This is a genomic window from Mesorhizobium sp. B2-3-12, assembly GCF_006442205.1.
Lineage (GTDB): Bacteria > Pseudomonadota > Alphaproteobacteria > Rhizobiales > Rhizobiaceae > Mesorhizobium.
The window spans coordinates 97,462-112,140 of sequence record NZ_VFVR01000003.1 but is presented as its reverse complement, the minus strand read 5'-3'; the positions used below and the strand labels follow the sequence as shown (position 1 = coordinate 112,140).

The window sequence follows — 14,679 nt, the reverse complement described above, 5'->3', positions numbered from 1 at the left end:
GAGCCTTTCATGCTGACCATTTCGGCCGCCGAGGTCGATCGCGCGCTGACCTTTCCTGGACTGGTCGAAACGCTGCGCACCGCTTTTCGCGACGGCGCGGTGCAGCCGGTCAGGCATCATCACGCGGTGGAAAGGCTGGATGGCGCGGCGTCGACCTTGCTGCTAATGCCGGCCTGGACCGATTTTCACGCCGCCGGCGGTTCGGCCGGTGGTCATATCGGCGTCAAGATCGTGACCGTCTCGCCCGACAACAATGCCATCGGCAAGCCCGCCGTGATGGGGCTCTATCTCCTGCTCGATGGCGGCACCGGCGAACCGGAGGCCCTGATCGACGGCCAGCGGCTGACGCAGTGGCGCACGGCCTGCGCCTCGGCGCTGGCGGCGTCCTATCTCGCGCGCGCCGACGCCTCGCGGCTGCTCGTGGTCGGCGCCGGCGCGCTGTCGCCCTTCCTCGTCAGGGCGCACAGCGCCGTGCGGCCGATCAAGACCATCCGCATCTGGAACCGCACCCCGGGCAACGCCGAGAAAGTCGCGGCCGATCTGCGCGCCGAGGGTTTCGCCGCCAGCGCCGCGACCGATCTCGATGCCGAGCTTGGCCAGGCCGACATCGTCTCCTCGGCGACGATCACCACCACGCCGCTGGTCAAGGGTGCGCTGCTGCGGCCGGGAACCCATGTCGATCTGGTTGGCGGCTTCACCCCGACGATGCGCGAAGGCGATGACGACGCGATCAGGTGCGCCCGCGTCTATGTCGACACCCGCGCCGGCGCCACCAAGGAAGCGGGCGACATCGTCCAGCCACTGGCCTCCGGCGTGCTGAAGCCGGAAGCCATCGTCGCCGACCTGCACGAACTGGCGCGCGGCCAGAAGCAAGGCCGCGGCGGCGCTGACGAGATCACGCTCTTCAAATCGGTTGGCGCGGCACTGGAGGACTTGGCCGCCGGCATTGCCGTCTACGAAGCGCTCAAGCGATAGCGCCCACAAGCTTCGTCGCAACGCTCATGGCGTCGGCGATCAGATGAAAATCATGCGCGGTGATTTCGAAAAGACCAAAGCGAAGCTGGTAACCCCAGTTCGATTTGCCAGCGGTGAACTCCAGCCTGTCGAGCAACGGCTTGATCGGCGTTTCCTGCGCCTGCGCCCAATCGACATCGCGGCGGTATGGCGTGAAGCCGCCGCCCATGATGCCTTGATAGGGCTCTCCTTCCCGCACGGTGCCAATCGCCGTGAACGCCTGCAAACCGTCTTTCTCGCCCAGGACCGTGGTTGGCGAGTAATAGACGATGCCATCGCCGGGCCTGATGCGGCGCAACGGTGCGGCCTTGCCGTGATTGACTTGCATGAAACCGTCGTTGCGGCCGCGCCGCACATGCTGCGCCGACGCGACCGCGATCCAGCAGGCGTTCATGCCTGTTCTCCGTCGTTCAGCCAATAAACGCGCAGACGGTGATTGTCGGGATCGAGCGCGACGAAAGTGCGACCGAAATCCATGTCGGTCGGCGCCTGCAATATTTTCAGGCCGCGCCCGGCCCAGTCGGCATACGTGGCGTCGACCGCGGCAGGCGTCTCCAGCGCAAACACGATCTCGGAACCGCCACCGGCCGCTTCTGCTGCCGGCTCGACCGTATGACGTGACCAGAGGCCGAGCTTGAAGCCGTTGTCGAGCACGAACAGGACGAAGGTCGGCGCGCTTTCGACCGGCTCCCGTCCCAGCAGCGCGCTGTAGAAGGCGCCGCTCTCGAGCGGCCGGTCGACATAGAGAATGACGAAGTTCGGGCTGGTCATGTCTGATCTCCAAGGGTCGGCGTTTCGATTGGCAGACCCTAGAACAGGCTACTGTCAGATTCTGGCAGTAGCCATCATGAGCCGCGCGGCTTGTCGAGCGTTGCCCGCCATTCCTTGAGCATCGCCTGGCGCCGGCGTGGATAGCGTGTATCGATCGGCGTCAGCTCGGCGATGCGATCCGTGCGAAAATGCCGGAAATCCTGCCGCGTCTCGCACCATGCCACCACGACCCGCACCTTGTCGAAGAAGCCGAGCGCGAACGGCCAGACGACGCGCTGTGAAGCGGCGCCGCCCGCGTCGCGGTAGTGGAAAGCGAGCTTGCGTTCATTGCGGATGGCCTGTCGCACCAGGCCGAGATCGATGCCCTCGATGACTGCGGCCGGTGGCCCGACCAGCAGCGTCGAGGCGTCGAGATCCTCACGCAAATCGTCCGGCAGCACGGCCGCGATCTTGGCCAGCGCATTGGCGGCGGCGGCAGAAAGACGCCGGTCCGGCTGCTTGGCCACCCAGCGCGAGCCGAGCACGATGGCTTCGATCTCCTCGTCGCTGAACATCAGCGGCGGCAGCATGAAGCCAGGCTTGAGCACATAGCCAAGCCCCGCCTCGCCCTCGATCGGCGCGCCTTGCCCCTGCAACGTTACGATATCGCGGTAGAGCGTGCGGATCGAGATCCCGAGTTCATCCGCCAATGCTTGCCCGCTCACCGGCCGGCGGTGCCGGCGAAGCGACTGGATCAGGTCAAGCAGGCGTTCGGAGCGCGACATCCGGCAGATTTGCCTGTTTCTTTGACATTGGTCCATCGCTTGCCGACATGAACGGGAGGCACGGCGAAGCGGACTTGGTTGCGAAGCCGGTTGCCCTATGCCAAAAGCGGCCACGCCGCTCGGAGATGCTCCCGCTTGAAGTCTTTTCGCGACAAACGCCGCGACAGCCGCCCGCCTGCGAAAGGCGGTGCGCAACAGGCGCGTCCGCACGACCGCGCGGCGGCAAGGCCGCAAGCAAAGCCACGCGAAGAACAGACCGGCAAGCCGGACAACCAGTCCGCACCGAAATCCGCGCCGCGCAACCTTGCCCGTCGCGACGGAGCGCTACCGGCCGAACACCTGCCGCTGATCCTCGAAGTGGCGCCGAACGCCGATTATGCGTTGCTCGACAGCGGCGCCGGACAAAAACTCGAACAATACGGCCCCTACCGCATCGTGCGTCCCGAGGGCCAGGCGATCTGGCAGAAGGCTCTGCCGGCCAAGGACTGGGAGCGTGCCGACGCGATCTTTACCGGCGACACCGACGAGGAAGGCATCGGCCGCTGGCGTTTTCCCAAGACGCCGCTCGGCGAAACCTGGCCGATGAAGCATGACGGCATCGACTATCTCGGCCGTTTCACCTCGTTTCGCCATGTCGGCGTCTTTCCCGAGCAGGCCTCGCACTGGGACCATATGGCAGGGCTGATCGCGGCGGCCAGGCGGCCCGTCAAGGTGCTGAACCTGTTCGGCTATACCGGTCTCGCCTCGCTGGTGGCGGCGCGTGCGGGCGCTGAGGTCACCCATGTCGACGCCTCGAAAAAGGCGATCGGCTGGGCCCGCGAAAACCAGGAGATGGCCGGGCTTGGCGGCAAGCCGATCCGCTGGATCGTCGACGACGCGGTGAAGTTCGCCGAGCGCGAGGAGCGTCGCGGCAGCCGCTACGACATCATCCTGTTCGATCCGCCGGCCTATGGCCGCGGTCCCAAGGGCGAGGTCTGGCAGTTGTTCGAGGACCTGCCTGATCTGACCGACCTCTGCCGCTCGATCCTGACCCCGAAACCGCTTGCCGTGGTGCTGACCGCCTACTCGATTCGCGCCTCCTTCTTCGCCATCCACGCCCTGATGCGCGACACCTTTGCCGGCATGGGCGGCAAGGTTGAATCGGGTGAGTTGATCATCCGTGAGAAGTCCGCCAGCCGCGCGCTTTCGACATCACTTTTTTCGCGCTGGGTGGCCTGACATGAACGAACGGCACGCCGGCGCACCCGGCCAGGTGAAGGAAGTCACCAGTCTTGCCAATCCGCTGGTCAAGGACATCAAGGCACTCGCCTTGAAGAAATTCCGCGACCAGCAGAACGCCTTCATGGCCGAAGGGCTTAAGCTGGTGATCGATGCGCTCGACTTGGGCTGGCAGATCAGGACGCTGGTTTTCGCGAAGGCCGGACGCGGCAATCCGGCCGTGGAAAAGGTCGCGGCGCGCACGGTCGCCGCCGGCGGCATGGTGCTCGAAGTCTCGGAAAAAGTGCTTGTCGCCATCACCCGCCGCGACAATCCGCAGATGGTGGTCGGCGTCTTCTCGCAGAAGTTCCTGGCACTGAAGGACATCCGTGCCGACAATGGCGATGTCTGGGTCGCGCTCGACCGGGTGCGCGATCCCGGCAATCTCGGCACCGTCATCCGCACCGTCGATGCCGTCGGCGCCAAGGGCGTCATCCTGGTCGGCGACACCACCGACCCTTTTTCCGTCGAGACGGTGCGCGCTACCATGGGGTCGATCTTCGCCGTGCCGGTTGCAAGGGCGACGACCGAGGCATTCCTCGCCTGGCGCGGTGGCTTTTCGGGCCTCGTCGCCGGCACGCATCTGAAAGGCGCTGTCGACTACCGCTCGGTCGATTTTTCCCGCGGGCCGGTGCTGCTGATGATGGGCAACGAGCAGCAGGGACTGCCCGAAAGCCTGGCGGCGAGTTGCGACAGGCTGCTCAGGATACCGCAGGCGGGCCGCGCCGATTCGCTCAACCTCGCGGTCGCCACCGGCATTATGCTGTTCGAGATCAGGCGCGGCGCGCTGAAACTCGAACCAATTCCCGACCAGCAATGAAGGTTGCCCAATCGTGAAATCATGGCCCCCCTACGCGCTACTCGTCATCGTGGCCATCGCGCTCGACCAATGGATAAAGACGCTGGTCGAGGCCGGCCTGCCGTTTCAGGAAAAGCTTGATCTGGTGCCCTTCCTGGCGCTGTTTCGCACCTACAACACCGGCATCGCTTTCTCGATGTTCTCCTCCTTCGGTGACACCGGGCTGGTGGTCATCGCCGTCCTGGTCGTGGCTTTCGTGCTTTACCTTGCCACGCGCACGCCTGCGGGCCATGTCATCGCCCGCATCGGCTTTGCCCTGATCATCGGCGGCGCGTTGGGCAATCTGATCGACCGTGCCGTCTACGGCCATGTCATCGATTACATCCTGTTCCACACGCCGGTCTGGTCCTTCGCCGTCTTCAACCTCGCGGACGCCTTCATTTCCGTCGGCGCGGCGCTGGTCGTCTTCGACGAACTCATCGGCTGGCGGCGCGAATCCACGTCTCCGAACGCCAAGCCTTCCAAGGATTGACCCCGCCCGACCGTCGCCGCACAGTCAGACGCCAAGCAAGTTCGCGGAGAGAAAGATGCCCGAAACCTTCAAAGCCATCCTCGTTTCGCGCGACGCCGAGAAAAAACAGTCGGTCGCCGTGACCGATCTCACCGACGCCGATCTGATGGAGGGCGACGTCACCATCGCGGTCGAGGCGACGACGGTGAACTACAAGGATGGATTGGCCATATCGGGCAAGGCGCCGGTGATCCGCCGATGGCCGCTGGTGCCGGGCATCGACCTCGCCGGCACCGTCACCTCCTCTTCCAATCCCGATTGGCGCAAGGGCGACAAGGTCATCCTGAATGGCTGGGGCGTTGGCGAAACGCATTTCGGCGCCTATGCCGGGCGCGCCCGTGTTAAGGGCGACTGGCTGGTGCCCTTGCCGGAAGGCATGAGCGCGCATGACGCCATGGCGGTCGGCACCGCCGGCTACACGGCCATGCTCTGTGTCATGGCGCTGGAGCGGCACGGCATCCTGCCCGATCGCGGCCCTGTCGTGGTGACGGGCGCTGCCGGCGGCGTCGGGTCGGTCGCGGTCTCGATCCTGTCCAGCCTCGGCTACCATGTCATTGCCTCGACCGGCCGCAACGCCGAAAGCCCTTATCTGATCAATCTTGGCGCCGCCGAAGTGATATCGCGCGACGAACTCAACCAGCCCGCCAAGCCGTTGGCCAAGGAGCGCTGGGCCGGAGGCATCGATTCGGTCGGCAGCCACACGCTGGCCAACGTGCTGTCGATGACGTCCTATGGTGGCGCGGTCGCGGCCTGCGGTCTGGCGGGCGGCATGGATCTGCCGTCGAGCGTGGCGCCCTTCATCCTGCGCGGCGTCTCGCTCCTCGGCATCGATTCGGTGATGGCGCCGAAGGCCGTGCGCCTCGAAGCCTGGCGGCGCATCGGCTCCGATCTCGATGTGGACAAGCTCGCCAGCCTGTCCACGACCATCGGCTTTGACGGCATCATCGGTGCCGCACGCGACATCGTCGACGGCAAGATCCGCGGCCGCGTCGTCGTCGACATGTGACCCGGCTCACGCATCGCGGGCAGCGGACGGAATTGCCACATCGGCCGGCAAATCCGTCGCCGCGGGGCAAAAACGCGCTATCCGCTAAAATTCGAACGATCCCCCGCAATTTTCCATAATCTCTGTCTGGCAAAGGATTTCGCATGATCGCGGAATCCGACAGCCGACAGGCCGACGCTGGCGACGACATCGATGCGGCACCGGCGCACGCGTCGGCATCGGTGCGACGGTTTATCGCCGCGCCGCCGCTGGTGCCCGATCAGCAACCGGTCAAGCGCGAGGGCCTGCCGATCCTGGCCTTCGTTGTCATGGCGCTGGCCGGCCTCTCCTACCTGACCGGGGCGCCGCCCTTCATCAGCCTTGCCTTGCTGGCAACAGGCCTTGCCGGCTTGGCCATGCATCTGCACGCCAGGCGCGGCGTACGCCACACAACGGTCCTGCTCGACGAGACCACCGCTCGCAACCGCGCCGAGATCGAGACGCTGGCCGACCGCATGTGGGAGATGCAGGAAAGCGAGGAGCGCTTTCGCGGTCTCATCGACGCCCTCGGCGACCTCGTCATCCATCGCGACCGCGACGGTCACATCGTCTATGCCAACAAGGTGTTCGCCGACCTCGTCGAAACCGATCAGCGCGACCTTGCCGGCAAGACGCTGGCCGAGCTCGGCATCGAGGTCGGCATCGTTCCCGATGCCGCTTTCTCGGACCATGAGTGCCTGAGTTCCACCGACGTCGCCATCCGCACGCCCACCGGCCCGCGCTGGTTCTCGTGGATCGAGCTGTCGGTGCGCGACAAGGACAGCGGTGCCGTCTCGCATCGCGCCATCGCCCGCGACATCACCGCCCGCAAACGCGCCGAATCGTCCATGATCACCGCGCGCGAGCGGGCCGAGTTCGCAAGCCAGGCCAAGTCGCGCTTCCTGGCCACCGTCAGCCACGAGATCCGTACGCCGATGAACGGCATCATGGGCATGGCCAGGCTGCTCGCCGACACCAGCCTGTCGCCGGAGCAGCAGACCTATGTCGGCGCCATCTCGACCTCGGCCAGCGCCTTGCTGGCCCTGATCGAGGACCTGCTCGACTATTCCAAGATCGAGGCCGGGCGCTTCGATCCCGAACCGCAGCCCATGTCGGTGCGCGAGATCGCCGACAACATCATCGAGTTGATGGCCGCGCGCGCCTTCGCCAAGAATATCGGCCTCGGCTGCCATGTCGAACCGGATGTGCCGCAATTGATCACCGCCGATCCAGGCCGGGTCAGGCAGGTGCTGCTCAACCTCATCGGCAACGCCATCAAGTTCACCGACAGCGGCGGCGTGCTGGTCACCGTCGCGCGCGCCCGAACCGAGACCACCGACCGCATCTGCTTCACCATCGCCGATACCGGTCCCGGCATGCGCGACGAGGACATGGAGCGCATCTTCGAGGAGTTCGAGCAGGCCGACGGCACCTCGACGCGCACGCATGGCGGTGCCGGACTGGGACTTGCCATCTCCAGGCGCCTGGTGGCCGCCATGGGCGGCACGATTTCGGTTTCCAGCCGGCTTGGCCAGGGATCGGAGTTCGTCTTCGAGATCCCCGCCATATCAGCCACCGAACCGCCGCAGGGCCGGATGAACGCGCTTGCCGGCCGACGCGCCGTGATCCTGTCCAAGAATACCGTCGAAGCCGACGCCATCGCCCTCACCATCCGCGCCAATGGCGGCGCGGCCGGCATCGCCACCACCGTGGCCCAGGCAGCGTCCTTCGCCGACGGCTGCGACGTGCTTCTGGTCGACGCAGCCATGGAGGAGAGTGACGGAAGGCTGCTCAAACGGCTCCGCCAGCATGGGTTTTCCGATTGCGAAGCCGTCACGCTGATCGCCCCCACCGACCGCGGCATGCTTGGCGAGTTTCGCGCCAGCGGCTACGCGACATTCCTTGCCCGGCCGGTGCGTGGGGGAACACTTTTGCGTGTCCTTTTGAGCAGCCATGCACCGGTGCAGGCCCCACCGCAGTCGGAAAAACGCCGCGCACCGGCACATCGTGCCGCGGGCGAACGCCAGCAGGGCCTGTCCGTGCTGATCGCCGAGGACAACGACATCAACGCCATGCTGGCCCGCGCAACGCTGTTGAAGGCCGGGCATCGCGTCAAGGTGGTCGGCAACGGCAAGGCCGCCGTCGAGGCGGTCACCGGCGCCGGGCACAACCGCCGCTTCGACGTGGTGCTGATGGACCTGCATATGCCAGTCATGGACGGGTTGGACGCCATTGCCGCGATCCGCCGCCATGAAGAGGAAACCTCCGTGCCGCCGGTGCCGATCATGGTTCTGTCGGCGGACAGCCAGGAAAAGACCCGCCATACGGTGCTTGCCCACGGCGCCAGCGGCTTCGTCACCAAGCCGCTCGATCCCGACGCGCTGGTCAGTGCCGTCGAGGGCCAGGTCGCCGCTTGAGCCACCTTTTCCCGGTGCGTGGCTGACAAGACCACCACAAAAGCAGCCCGGTTTCGGCGCCCGCGAACGCAAAGCGCACAGGGCTCTTGTGACCCAACATAGCCGGTTGACCGTTTTCGCCAGCCGACGAAGTATTGCCCGCGACGCCGTATCACGGTACTGTCACAATCCTGTTGCACCTACACCGTATCCCCGTGCCAAGAGGGATGGCTCGAAGGAGAATCACTCGTGCATACAGTTATGCCGGAATGTGACACTCGGCCGAACGCCAGCAGCGCCTTGCTCGCCGGACGTAATGTCGATTCCGTCATAAAAGGCGCGGCACTCGGCCGTATCGGCAATCTCGAAGTGCGGCTCGCCCGCAACGAGGCCGAGATCGCGGCCGCGCAGGAAGTGCGTTACCGCGTATTCTATGACGAGCTTGGCGCCAGGAAAGACCTTTTCCAGGCGCAGGATCGCCGCGATGCCGATCGCTTCGATCCGCTCTGCGATCATCTGCTCGTCCTCGATACCTCGCTTTCCGGCCCCGAGCATCGCCGCATCGTCGGCACCTACCGCTTGCTGCGGCAAGAAATCGCGGCAACCGCCGGAGGCTTCTATTCCGAAGGCGAATTCGAGTTGACCAAACTCATCGCCCGTCACCCCGGCCAGCGTTTTCTCGAACTCGGCCGCTCCTGCGTTTTGCCGCAATATCGTTCGAAGCGCACCATCGAAGCGCTGTGGCAAGGCATCTGGGCCTACATCAACCACTACGAAATCGGTGTGATGACCGGCTGTGCTTCCTTCCACGGCACCGTACCGGCGGCGCATGCAGAGGCACTGACCTATCTCGCCCATCACTGCCGCACCAATTCGGCCTGGGATGTGCGCGCCGTGTCGGGGCGTTATTGCTCGATGGACCTGATGCCGATCGAGGCGGTCAACACCAAGGCGGCGATCGCGGCGATGCCGCCTCTGGTCAAGGGCTATCTGCGGGTCGGCGCCCGCATCGGCGATGGTTGCGTCATCGACCGCGAATTCTCGACCGTCGACGTCTTCGTCGTGATGCCGGTCAAGGAGATCGGCGCCCGCTACGTCAACTATTATGGCGGGGAAGCGCAGCGCTTCGCGGCTTGAAGTGAGTGGTGCGTGATGAACGCTACGCAGCGACATCACGGACTGACTACTGACTATTCCCTACTCACTCACGGAATGTCTTCGGGCCGCCGGCCGGGGCGGCTCTTGTAGGATGGAAACGCCCAACCGAAACGCAGCGCACCGCCACGCACCGCGAAGGCAGCGGCGAAGCCGGCCACCTCCGAAACGATCGGCGGCAATCCCGCGACGTCGCCAGCCGTGAAGATGGCGGCGCCTACCAGAGCCGCGGTAACGTAGATTTCCGGTCTCAGCAGCACAGAGGGTTCGCCGGCCAGCAGATCGCGCAGGATGCCACCAAACGTGGCGGTGAGCACGCCGGTGATGACGGAGACAACCGGTGAGCCGGTAATTGCCAGCCCCTTGGCCGCCCCCATCACCGAAAAGGCCGCCAGCCCGATCGCGTCGAGCCACAGCAGCCATTTCCACCGGGATTCGACACGATGCGCACCAAAGAACACCAACACCGCGACCGCCGCGCAGATCAGCACGTAGCTGGAGTTGGCGACCCAGAAGACCGGCAGATTGAGGATCACGTCGCGAAGCGTGCCACCGCCGATGCCGGTGACGCTGGCCAGGAACAGGAAGCCGATAATATCGAGCTGTTTGCGCGAAGCCGCCAATGCCCCGGTCGCCGCGAAGACGGCAACGCCGGCATAGTCGAGAAGGGCGATGGGATTCATGGAGTGAGTAGTGAAGTAGTCGGTAGTGAATGGCAATTGGCGAAGCAGGCGCTACCCGACCCGGTCCTTGCTACTCACTACTCTCTATTCGCTACTCACGCATCCTTCTCCGCCTGCTCATTGACCGGCCCCGGCTCGACCGGCGCCTCGGCGGCGATTTTGGGGCCTCCCTTGGCGACGCCGACCATGGCCGGGCGCAGCACCCGCTCGCCGATCGAATAGCCCGGCTGCACGACCTGGACCACGGTGTTGGCCGGGACATCCGGATTGGGCACTTCGAACATGGCTTGGTGGAAATTGGGATCGAACTTCTCGCCTTCCGGGGCGAGTTTCTTGACCCCATGCCGTTCCAGCGCCGACAGCATGGCGCGTTCGGTGAGATCGACGCCTTCGATCAGCGCCTTGAAGCCGGCGTCGCCCGACGCTTTGGCCTCGGCGGGAATGGCATCCAGCGCGCGGCGCAGATTGTCCGATACCGACAGCATGTCGCGGGCGAAATTCGCCACGGCATAGGTGCGCGCGTCATGCACGTCGCGCGCGGTGCGGCGGCGCAGGTTCTCCATCTCGGCCGCGACGCGCAACGCGCGGTCCTTCAGCTCTTCATTTTCCTTCAGCAGCCGCACAAGCGCTTCGTAGTCGCCGTCGATCCCGCCTTCCGTGCGCTCGGCATTGGCCTCGGCCGTCTCGGCTTCACTGGGCGCGCGTTCATCTTTTGCCTGGTCGCTCATCGCCGTTTCCCGTCATCTCGACTGGTGTGGATTTTGTGCCCGATATCGAGGTTCGCAGGCCAAAAATCAAGGGGAAAGCGACCGCAAGGCCCTTTGAACGGACCTGGAAGGCATCAGGGCGATGCTCCGATTTTAATTCAAATTTTACCGTACTTGCCGGCTTTGCTTGCCACAAGGGCGTGATGGGGGAACCATTCCCTTGCTGGAGGAGTTTCGGAGCCGACGCAGGATTTTTGAGATGATGACCCGCAACAAGCTTGAAAAAGGCGAAGGGCTCGCCGCGGAGGTTCGGCGCCAGCTCGGTGCCGAGACGATGGCGCGCTTTGTGCGCACCTTGCCAACCTTCCGCGCCGAGACCGACATACCCGATCGATTCAGGCAATTGCTCGACCGCCTTGACCGGGTCGAGAACGGCGACGTCTGGCGCCGGCAATAGCCTCGTCGTCCGGCCTTACGCGACAATTACGCACAGTAACTTTACGTGATGGCCGGCTTGCGGCGGCGGCGCGCCCTGCCTATGCTTCCTGATGAACATGATTTCCCCTGAAGTGGCGGCCAACAGCAAGCGCGCCTGGCTCAAGATTCTGGCACGCTACAAGAAGCCTGACAGGCGGCGCAGCGCGCTCGAACTCGCCATTACCCTCATCCCTTTCGCCACACTGTGGGCTCTGTCTTCCGCCGCCTATGCGTACGGCCATTGGTGGGGGCTGGTCCTCATCCTGCCCGCGGCCGGCTTCCTGGTGCGGATCTTCATGATCCAGCACGATTGCGGCCATGGCTCGTTCTTCGCCAATCGCATCGCCGACGACTGGATCGGCCGTGCGCTTGGCGTCCTGACGCTGACGCCCTACGATTGCTGGCGGCGTGCCCACGCCGTGCATCATGCCAGCGCCGGCAATCTTGACGAGCGCGGCATGGGCGACATCACGACGCTGACCGTCGCGGAGTACCGGCGCATGTCCTGGCGCGGCCGCCTGGCCTATCGCCTCTACCGCCATCCGCTGGTGATGTTCGGCCTCGGGCCGATCTGGCTGTTCATCTTCTCGCAAAGGCTGCCGATCGGCATGATGCGTGGCGGACTGACGCCTTGGGTGTCGTCGATGACCACCAATCTCGCCATTGCGCTCGCGGCGGCATTGCTTATCTGGGCCGTCGGTCCAGGCGCGTTCCTGATCGTCCATCTGCCGATCGTCATCCTCGCCGGTTCGGCCGGCATCTGGCTGTTCTACGTCCAGCATCAGTTCGAGGAGACCGAATGGGCGAAGGATGAGGAATGGCAGTTCCAGCATGCCGCCCTGCACGGCTCGTCCTACTACGACCTGCCTCCGGTGCTGAACTGGTTTACCGGCAATATCGGCGTCCACCACGTCCACCATCTCTCCGCCAAGGTCCCCGGCTACCGCCTGCAGGAAGTGCTGCGCGATTATCCGGAACTGCGCGGTATCGGCCGCGTCACGCTGCTCGACAGCCTGCGCTGCGTCAAACTGGCCTTGTGGGACGAAAACCGCCGCAAGCTGGTATCGTTCCGCGAGGCACACGCGGCCCTGTAGAGCAACCCTGGGAACCGCGGGCACGGTTTTTGTCCGCGGTTGCGCAACATCAGGAGACAAGCGGGTCAGCGTTTCCGTCAAACGGCGACCCGCTCAGGGATCAGCGCCGCGCCGCGGGCGCGCGGCCCGGCGACGCCTCTGCTCAGGCTGCTTGCCGCTCTTCGCGCATCAGGATCTCGCCATGGCGGATCTCCGTGCCCAACACCTTCAGGCATTCGCGGATGAAATTGGACAGGCCCGGCCAGCCTTTGGCCGACACCAGATTGCCGTCGACATGGGCCCCCGTCGGCGCGACGTCGATATAGATGCCGCCGGCCAGCGTGACTTCTGGCTCGCAATAGTGAAGCGCCGCCACTTCCCTGCCCCGCACCACGCCGTCGACCGCGATCAGGATCTGCACGCCATGGCAGATGGTGAAAATCGGCTTGCCGGTCTCATGGAAGTGCCGCACCAGCGCCTGCACGCGCTTGTCGATACGGATGTATTCGGGCCCGCGCCCGCCCGCCGCGTAGACGGCATCGTACTGGGCCGGGTCCACCTCGGAAAACGTCTTATTCAGGATATAGTCGTGGCCGAGCTTTTCCGTATAGGTCTGGTGGCCCTCGAAATCATGCAGCGAGGTCTTCAGCACGTCGCCGGCCTTCTTGTCCGGGCACACGACATGCACCGTGTGACCAACGGCATGCATGGCCTGTTCAAAGACGAAAATCTCATACTCCTCGCTGAACTCGCCAACGAGCATCAATATCTTCTTGCCAGCCATTCCCGGATCCTCCCTTGTGGCCATTTATTTCGGGTCACGAAATAATCGCTCTATGCTAAGTGCAGGACGATGAAAGAGAAAGCGCAAATCGCTCTATTGGTAAGCGATAGCACGAGGCTCCTGTTGCTCGGCGACCCGCAACGGCCCATCGCCGCCATGCAAGGCATCCGCGCCGCGCTGGTTGCCCTCGGAGCGCCGGAAATAGGGCAGCACCTCGTCCCATGACCAGCCGTCGCAGCCAAGATCGGCCCATTCGTCATAGTCGCGGCGATGGCCGCGTGCGTAGAGCATGGCGTTGATGGCACTGGAGCCGCCCAGCGCCTTGCCGCGCGGCTGGTACCCCTTGCGGCCGCCAAGCCCCTGCTGCGGCACCGTTTCGAGCGCCCAGTTGTTGATCTTCGGCCGACCCGGCAGCAGCGCGATGACGCCAGCGGGCGCCCGGATCAGCAGACTCTTGCCGGCATCGCCTGCTTCGATCAGGCAAACCGTTTTCGACGAATCTTCGGAGAGGCGCACGGCAAGCGCGCAGCCGGCGGAGCCGCCGCCGGCGATGACGTAGTCGTAGCGCATGAAGACCCCTCCCGATCGTCAGGCGGATATCTCTATCCGGACGACCAGAAAAGGCCCGATCGCGGGCGATGTAAAGACCTACGGAACTGCCCCAGCGTCAGCTGGTGCGAAGGCGCCGCCAGGAATATTTCGGTCCCTTGGGCTCCGCTATGGCGGCCGGCTGGTAGTAAAGCCCCAAGCCCCCGGTACGGCCCTCTTCCAGGCGCTTCAGAAGCACCGGATTCGAGATCTCGAACTCGTCGAAGCCGAGCCGCAGCATATGCGGCAACGGGTCGACCAGGACCTGCCCGGTGGCACGCAGCGCGCCTGTGAAGTGATAGCGGTTGCGCAGCAATTCGCCCTTGGAGAAGGACCGGCCGTCGCCGAAAGCCGGGAAGGCCAGCGCCACCAGCGACAGCTGGTCGAGCAGGCCGGCGATCTTCTCGAGCTGATCGCCGGGCTGTAGCACGACGCCGAGCCGCTCCTTCGCCGAGCGGCGCACCTCCGGATCGAGATCGAGGAACGCCTGCAGCGGCAGGATGAAGCGGCCATTGCCGGAAAGCGCGTCCGCGCTCTCGGCATGCGTCCACTCATCCTCGCGGAAACCCGTCGGGGTCCAGAGGCGGGTTTCCGGTGTCGTCGGTTCAGTCATCAA

The 14,679-nt window shown here is 64.8% G+C and carries 16 protein-coding genes and 1 pseudogene; 9 read left to right on the top strand and 8 right to left on the bottom strand.

What is annotated here, in order from left to right:
* Positions 1–9 precede the first annotated feature (9 nt).
* Entirely contained in the window at positions 10–975 is a 966-nt protein-coding gene (locus tag FJ948_RS10830) for an ornithine cyclodeaminase family protein (RefSeq protein WP_140704168.1), read from the top strand.
* On the opposite strand, the gene FJ948_RS10825 is transcribed toward FJ948_RS10830, so the two are convergent.
* The 3 genes from FJ948_RS10825 to FJ948_RS10815 form a co-directional block, all read right to left on the bottom strand.
* Complete coding sequence (locus tag FJ948_RS10825; protein WP_140704166.1) at positions 965–1,408, bottom strand: EVE domain-containing protein; 444 nt, start codon at positions 1,406–1,408, stop codon at positions 965–967. The two genes, FJ948_RS10830 and FJ948_RS10825, sit on opposite strands and share 11 nt — an antisense overlap.
* Positions 1,405–1,785 carry a VOC family protein gene (locus FJ948_RS10820; RefSeq protein ID WP_140704164.1) on the bottom strand — a complete coding sequence of 127 codons (381 nt, stop codon included), beginning with the start codon at positions 1,783–1,785 and terminating at the stop codon, positions 1,405–1,407. Before FJ948_RS10820 ends, FJ948_RS10825 begins: the two co-directional genes overlap by 4 nt.
* Before the next feature lie 74 nt (positions 1,786–1,859).
* Positions 1,860–2,549, bottom strand: coding sequence for a YafY family protein (locus FJ948_RS10815; RefSeq protein ID WP_140704162.1), 690 nt, complete (start codon positions 2,547–2,549; stop codon positions 1,860–1,862).
* A 135-nt stretch (positions 2,550–2,684) separates the two neighbouring features.
* Here FJ948_RS10815 and FJ948_RS10810 point away from each other — a divergent pair, with 135 nt between their 5' ends.
* From FJ948_RS10810 to FJ948_RS10785, 6 genes are all read left to right on the top strand, one after another.
* Positions 2,685–3,767, top strand: a complete 1,083-nt coding sequence (locus FJ948_RS10810; RefSeq protein WP_140704160.1) for a class I SAM-dependent rRNA methyltransferase — start codon at positions 2,685–2,687, stop codon at positions 3,765–3,767.
* 1 nt (position 3,768) lies between these two features.
* On the top strand, positions 3,769–4,626 hold the full coding sequence (locus FJ948_RS10805; protein ID WP_140704159.1) for an RNA methyltransferase: 858 nt from the start codon (positions 3,769–3,771) through the stop codon (positions 4,624–4,626).
* Between the two features lie 13 nt (positions 4,627–4,639).
* Positions 4,640–5,137, top strand: coding sequence for a signal peptidase II (gene lspA / locus FJ948_RS10800; RefSeq protein ID WP_140704157.1), 498 nt, complete (start codon positions 4,640–4,642; stop codon positions 5,135–5,137).
* Between the two features lie 55 nt (positions 5,138–5,192).
* Positions 5,193–6,182, top strand: a complete 990-nt coding sequence (locus FJ948_RS10795) for an MDR family oxidoreductase (RefSeq protein ID WP_140704155.1) — start codon at positions 5,193–5,195, stop codon at positions 6,180–6,182.
* A gap of 143 nt (positions 6,183–6,325) precedes the next feature.
* Positions 6,326–8,617 (top strand): PAS domain-containing hybrid sensor histidine kinase/response regulator, encoded by a 2,292-nt coding sequence (locus tag FJ948_RS10790; RefSeq protein WP_140704153.1) that lies wholly within the window; start codon positions 6,326–6,328, stop codon positions 8,615–8,617.
* Between the two features lie 240 nt (positions 8,618–8,857).
* On the top strand, positions 8,858–9,733 hold the full coding sequence (locus FJ948_RS10785) for a GNAT family N-acetyltransferase (RefSeq protein ID WP_224542095.1): 876 nt from the start codon (positions 8,858–8,860) through the stop codon (positions 9,731–9,733).
* A gap of 68 nt (positions 9,734–9,801) precedes the next feature.
* Here the strand turns inward: FJ948_RS10785 and FJ948_RS10780 are convergent, their stop codons facing one another.
* Together FJ948_RS10780 and grpE are read right to left on the bottom strand one after the other, a co-directional pair.
* On the bottom strand, positions 9,802–10,434 hold the full coding sequence (locus FJ948_RS10780) for a trimeric intracellular cation channel family protein (RefSeq protein WP_140704149.1): 633 nt from the start codon (positions 10,432–10,434) through the stop codon (positions 9,802–9,804).
* Positions 10,435–10,529: 95 nt separating this feature from the next.
* Positions 10,530–11,162, bottom strand: a complete 633-nt coding sequence (grpE, locus tag FJ948_RS10775) for a nucleotide exchange factor GrpE (protein WP_140704147.1) — start codon at positions 11,160–11,162, stop codon at positions 10,530–10,532.
* A 238-nt stretch (positions 11,163–11,400) separates the two neighbouring features.
* Here grpE and FJ948_RS10770 point away from each other — a divergent pair, with 238 nt between their 5' ends.
* Both FJ948_RS10770 and FJ948_RS10765 read left to right on the top strand, forming a co-directional pair.
* Positions 11,401–11,598: a hypothetical protein gene (locus FJ948_RS10770; protein ID WP_140704145.1), complete on the top strand. Its 198-nt coding sequence runs from the start codon at positions 11,401–11,403 to the stop codon at positions 11,596–11,598.
* Between the two features lie 91 nt (positions 11,599–11,689).
* Positions 11,690–12,712 carry a fatty acid desaturase gene (locus FJ948_RS10765; RefSeq protein WP_140704143.1) on the top strand — a complete coding sequence of 341 codons (1,023 nt, stop codon included), beginning with the start codon at positions 11,690–11,692 and terminating at the stop codon, positions 12,710–12,712.
* A 142-nt stretch (positions 12,713–12,854) separates the two neighbouring features.
* On the opposite strand, the gene FJ948_RS10760 is transcribed toward FJ948_RS10765, so the two are convergent.
* The 3 genes and pseudogenes from FJ948_RS10760 to FJ948_RS10750 form a co-directional block, all read right to left on the bottom strand.
* Positions 12,855–13,475 (bottom strand): DJ-1/PfpI family protein, encoded by a 621-nt coding sequence (locus tag FJ948_RS10760; protein WP_140704141.1) that lies wholly within the window; start codon positions 13,473–13,475, stop codon positions 12,855–12,857.
* Between the two features lie 102 nt (positions 13,476–13,577).
* A pseudogene (locus FJ948_RS10755) lies at positions 13,578–14,045 on the bottom strand (GMC family oxidoreductase N-terminal domain-containing protein); the annotation flags it as partial.
* 97 nt (positions 14,046–14,142) lie between these two features.
* Entirely contained in the window at positions 14,143–14,676 is a 534-nt protein-coding gene (locus FJ948_RS10750) for a DUF934 domain-containing protein (protein ID WP_140704139.1), read from the bottom strand.
* Positions 14,677–14,679: the final 3 nt, after the last annotated feature.